Raw genomic sequence first — 4668 nt, forward strand, 5'->3', positions numbered from 1 at the left:
GCCTGGGATAGCGTCGAGCCGTCCCAACGTGCCCACGCCCCCGCGGAGTCCCGATGAGCATCGCCGCTGCCACCACCCGCCCCGGCCAGGTCCTCGCCGACCTGCTGCCCGCGTCCCGTGTGAAGGACGCGGCCCTCGTGCTCGGCGGCGCCGCACTCACCGGGATCGCCGCCCAGATCGCGGTGCCCGTGCCCGGCTCCCCGGTGCCGGTGACCGGGCAGACCTTCGCCGCGCTGCTCGTCGGCACCGCCCTCGGCGCCCGCCGCGGCTTCCTCTCGCTCGCGCTGTACGCCCTCGTCGGCATGGCGGGCATGCCGTGGTTCGCCCAGGCGGGCTCCGGCGTCGCCGCCCCGTCCCTCGGCTACGTCCTCGGCATGCTGCTCGCCGCCACGGTGGTGGGCGCCCTCGCCCGCCGCGGCGGTGACCGCTCGGTGCTGCGCACCGCGGGCACGATGGTCCTCGGCTCCGCGATCATCTACGCGGTCGGCGTCCCCTACCTCGCCGCCGCGACCGGCATGTCCCTGACCCAGGCCGTCGCCGCCGGGCTCACGCCCTTCCTGATCGGCGACGCCCTCAAGGCCGCCCTCGCGATGGGCGCGCTGCCCACCGCGTGGAAGCTCCTCGACCGCTAGGCGGTTCCGTAGTCGCGCCTGAAGAGGTTCGCCGGGTCGTACATGGCCTTCAACCCGGCGAGCCTCTTTCGCGTCTCCGGGTCGTGGAGCCCCTCGGTCCGGTCGCCGCCGCCGAACGCGAAGTTCAGCGAGCGGCCCATCGTCCGCTCCGCCAGCGGCCCGAACGCCGCCGCGTGCGCCGCGCGTACGGAGGCGACGTCCGTACCGTCCAGCGGTGAGAGGACGCGCACCAGCCAGCCCGCGTCGCGGTAGGGCACGGCGTTGGCCGCGGGCCGCGCGAGGGCGCCGCCCAGGTGGTTGAACTGGACGACGTGCATGGACGCGGCGTCCGGGCCGGTCAGGGCGAGCAGCGCACCCGCCGCCCGCACATCGAGGCCGCTGAGGACCACGCTGTCCCCGTAGTAGGCGTGCGGGAAGTCGGGGTCGCTGTGGATGGTGTGGCTCTCGGCGTACGGCATCTCCCGCAGCGTGTCCGAGACGGCGGGCCCGAGCTTCCGCAGCGGCGCCACGAGGCGTTCGCCCTCGGCCGCCGTGCCCGTGAAGGCCACCCGGACCGTGAGAAGACGGCGGCCCCGCAGATGCGGCGGGAGCTGGGGGATGTCCGGGTAGCGCAGCGCGGCCAACGAGGAGGTCAGCGTCTCGGGCAGTGTGCGGGTCCAGCGCTCGTAGCCGCTGAGCAGGGCGGCCGGGTCGCCGGCGCCGCCGTCGAAGCCGATCGCGCCGCCGTAGAGCCGCGCCACCGGCACCAGGCCGGTCTCCAGCTCCGTCACCACGCCGAGGGCGGCGCCACCGCCGAGCAGGCCCCGGAAGAGCTCCGGGTCGCGGTCGGCGGTCACCTGGCGCGGCGTGCCGTCGGCGGTGACGACGCGCAGGGACCGTACGTGGTCGGCGGCGTAGCCGAACTCCCGGCCGAGGATGCCGAGCCCGCCGCCCAGCGTGTACGAGACGGCTCCCACACCCGGCGACGAGCCGTTGAGCGGGGCGAGGCCGTGCGGCGCCGCGGCCTCGACGACCTGGCCCCAGCGGGCGCCCGCGCCCACGGTGGCGGTACGGGCCGCGGCGTCCACGCGTACGCCGTCCATCCGCCGCGTGCTGATCAGGACCCCGCCCGCCGATGAGCCCGGCAGCCCGTGACCGGTGGCCTGCACCGCGACCGGCAGACCGCGCTCGGCGGCGTACGACACGGCGGCGGCGACGTCGTCGGCACTCTCGGCGCCGACGACGAGGGCGGGCCGCGCCGTGAAACCGGTCTGGAACCCGGCGATCTCCTCGTCGTATCCGGCGTCACCTGGCCGGAACACGAGTCGCTGTGCGGTGAGGTCCACGAGATGCCTCCGAGGGGCGGGTCCGGGCGCGGCCGCGGGGCCGCGCCCGGACCGCCTGACGCGGAGAGCATCCCGTATTAACTTGACAGCTTCCGTCAGCTTTTCAGCGGGGAAGCCTCTTCGTCCCGGCGCCCGAACTTCTCCCGCGCCAGCGAGAAGACGACCACGAAGGCGGCGGCGAGGAGGGAGAGGAGCACCTGCTTGCGCCCGGCCTCGTCGGTCAGCATGTAGACGAGGACGAACGAGATCATCGCGATGGTGACCCACGTCAGATACGGGAAGAGCCACATCTTGACGATCAGCTTCTCCGGCTCCTCGCGCAGGATGATGCCGCGCATCCGCAGCTGGGTGAAGCTGATGATCAGCCAGACGAAGAGGGCCACCGCGCCCGAGGAGTTCAGCAGGAAGTCGAAGACGGTGTCCTTCCACTGGTAGTTGAACCAGACGGCGATGAAACCGAAGACGACCGAGCCGAGGATCGCGGCCTGCGGCACACCGCGCGCGTTGGTGCGCGCGAAGGCCTTGGGCGCGTCGCCGCGCTGACCGAGCGAGAAGGCCATGCGGGAGGCGGTGTAGAGCCCGGAGTTGAGGCAGGAGAGCACGGCGGTGAGGACGATGACGTTCATGACCTGGCCGGCGTGCGGAATGCCGATCGAGTTGAGCGCGGCGACGTAGCTGCCTTCCTCGGTGATCGACTTTGCGTTCCACGGCAGCAGCGTGATCACGACGAAGATCGAGCCCAGGTAGAAGACGCCGATGCGCCAGATCACGCTGTTCGTCGCCTTGGTGACCGCGCGCTGCGGGTCCTCGGACTCACCGGCGGCCAGCGTGACGATCTCGGAGCCCATGAAGGAGAAGACGACCATCAGCACGCCCGTGAGGATGGCGCCCGCGCCCTTGGGCATGAAGCCGCCCGCGTCGGTGAGGTGCGCGAATCCGGCGCCGGGGTTGTCGGAGCCGGGCAGCACGCCGAAGACGGCGAGCAGACCGATCACGACGAACGCGCCGATCGCGACGACCTTGATGCCCGCGAACCAGAACTCGAACTCGCCGTAGGAGCCGACCGAGACCAGGTTGGTCGCGGTGAGCACCACCATCACGATGAGCGCCCAGCCCCACTGCGGGACCGCGGGTATCCAGCCGTTGAGGATGACCGCGCCCGCGGTGGCCTCCACCGCGAGGACGACGACCCAGAAGAACCAGTACAGCCAGCCGATGGAGAACCCGGCCCAGCGGCCGAGCGCCTGGTCGGCGTAGGTGGAGAAGGAGCCGGACGCGGGCCGTGCGGCGGCCATCTCGCCCAGCATCCGCATCACCAGGACGACCATCGTGCCGACCAGGGCGTACGAGATCAGGATCGCGGGGCCCGCGGCGGCGATGCCGGAGCTCGAACCGACGAAGAGTCCGGCACCGATCACGCCGCCGATGGCGATCATGGAGAGGTGCCGGTTCTTGAGACCCGCCTTCAGGCCGTCGCCGGAGTCGCTGCCGCCTGACTGCTGATCCCCAGGCGGTGGCGGGGTGCTGTCTGGCTTCGCAAGGGAGGGTTGCGAGGTCATGGACGATTCCTTAAGTTCTCGGGTCGCGAGCCCCCGCATTCAAACCCAGGGGTCAACGGGACGGAAGTCCTGAATCCGGATCGTTGTACTCCTGCCGAAGGCCTGTACCAATGCCCCGATCCGCGTGATCACGGTTCTGCCCCGGTCGCGGCTACCCGGTGCGCGACGTGCCACACTCGGACGCATGCGCGTGTACCTCGGCTCGGATCATGCCGGCTACGAACTCAAGAACCACCTGGTCGAATGGCTCAAGAGCCACGGCCATGAGCCCGTCGACTGCGGGCCCCACATCTATGACGCCCAGGACGACTACCCGCCGTTCTGCCTGCGTGCCGCCGAGCGGACCGCGGCGGACCCGGAGTCCCTCGGCATCGTCATCGGTGGCTCGGGCAACGGCGAGCAGATCGCCGCGAACAAGGTGAAGGGCGTCAGGGCCGCCCTCGCCTGGAGCGAGCAGACCGCCGCGCTCGGGCGTGAGCACAACGACGCCAACGTGGTCTCGATCGGCGGGCGGATGCATACGCGGGAGGAGGCGACCCGGTTCGTCGAGATCTTCCTCGGGACGCCGTACTCGGGCGAGGAGCGGCACACTCGCCGGATCGACATGCTGTCGGCCTACGAGGCGACGGGTGAGCTGCCGCCGATCCCTGCCGGGCACCCCCAGCAGTAGTCACCCCGAGCAGTAGTCACCCCCACGGGGCTCCGCCCCGGACCCCGCTCCTCAAACGCCGGAGGGGCTGAATCTGTCAGCCTCTCCGGACCCCGGGGGTCTCTCAGCCCGTCCGGCGTTTGAGGACGAGCCCTCAAGGCGATAAACCGCAAAACCCCCGGAGGGACCCGTGCCGGAGGGGCACACCATTCATCGGCTTGCTCAGGACCATCTGGCGCGGTTCGCGGGGAAGGCCGTGGACGTGCGTAGCCCGCAGGGGAAGTTCTCCGGGAGCGCCGCGCTGCTCGACGGACGGGCGATGGAGACCGCCGAACCCGAGGAAGAGATGCTGCACCTGCGCCCTCGTCGCGGACGAGGAGAAGCGCGCGATACACGAGCGCCTCGGCCCCGATCCGCTGCGCGACGGGGACGACCCGGCGAAGGCCTACCGGCGGATCTCCCGCAGCCGCACCACCATCGCCGCGCTGCTCATGGACCAGAAG

General features: G+C 71.4%; 4 protein-coding genes and 1 pseudogene. 3 read left to right on the forward strand and 2 right to left on the reverse strand.

Annotated features, from left to right (window positions below; translation table 11 throughout):
• The first annotated feature begins 53 nt into the window (after positions 1-53).
• Positions 54-632 carry a biotin transporter BioY gene (locus AB8Z36_RS32000; RefSeq protein ID WP_369216888.1) on the forward strand — a complete coding sequence of 193 codons (579 nt, stop codon included), beginning with the start codon at positions 54-56 and terminating at the stop codon, positions 630-632.
• On the opposite strand, the gene AB8Z36_RS32005 is transcribed toward AB8Z36_RS32000, so the two are convergent.
• Both AB8Z36_RS32005 and AB8Z36_RS32010 read right to left on the reverse strand, forming a co-directional pair.
• Entirely contained in the window at positions 629-1957 is a 1329-nt protein-coding gene (locus tag AB8Z36_RS32005) for an FAD-binding oxidoreductase (RefSeq protein WP_369216889.1), read from the reverse strand. The two genes, AB8Z36_RS32000 and AB8Z36_RS32005, sit on opposite strands and share 4 nt — an antisense overlap.
• 95 nt (positions 1958-2052) lie before the next feature.
• Entirely contained in the window at positions 2053-3516 is a 1464-nt protein-coding gene (locus AB8Z36_RS32010; protein WP_369216890.1) for an amino acid permease, read from the reverse strand.
• A gap of 184 nt (positions 3517-3700) precedes the next feature.
• On the opposite strand from AB8Z36_RS32010, the gene AB8Z36_RS32015 reads away from it, so the two are divergent.
• Both AB8Z36_RS32015 and AB8Z36_RS32020 read left to right on the forward strand, forming a co-directional pair.
• Positions 3701-4186, forward strand: a complete 486-nt coding sequence (locus AB8Z36_RS32015) for a ribose-5-phosphate isomerase (RefSeq protein ID WP_369216891.1) — start codon at positions 3701-3703, stop codon at positions 4184-4186.
• 169 nt (positions 4187-4355) lie between these two features.
• A pseudogene (locus tag AB8Z36_RS32020) lies at positions 4356-4668 on the forward strand (Fpg/Nei family DNA glycosylase); the annotation flags it as partial.

Source organism: Streptomyces flavofungini (genome assembly GCF_041028215.1).
GTDB lineage: Bacteria > Actinomycetota > Actinomycetes > Streptomycetales > Streptomycetaceae > Streptomyces > Streptomyces flavofungini_B.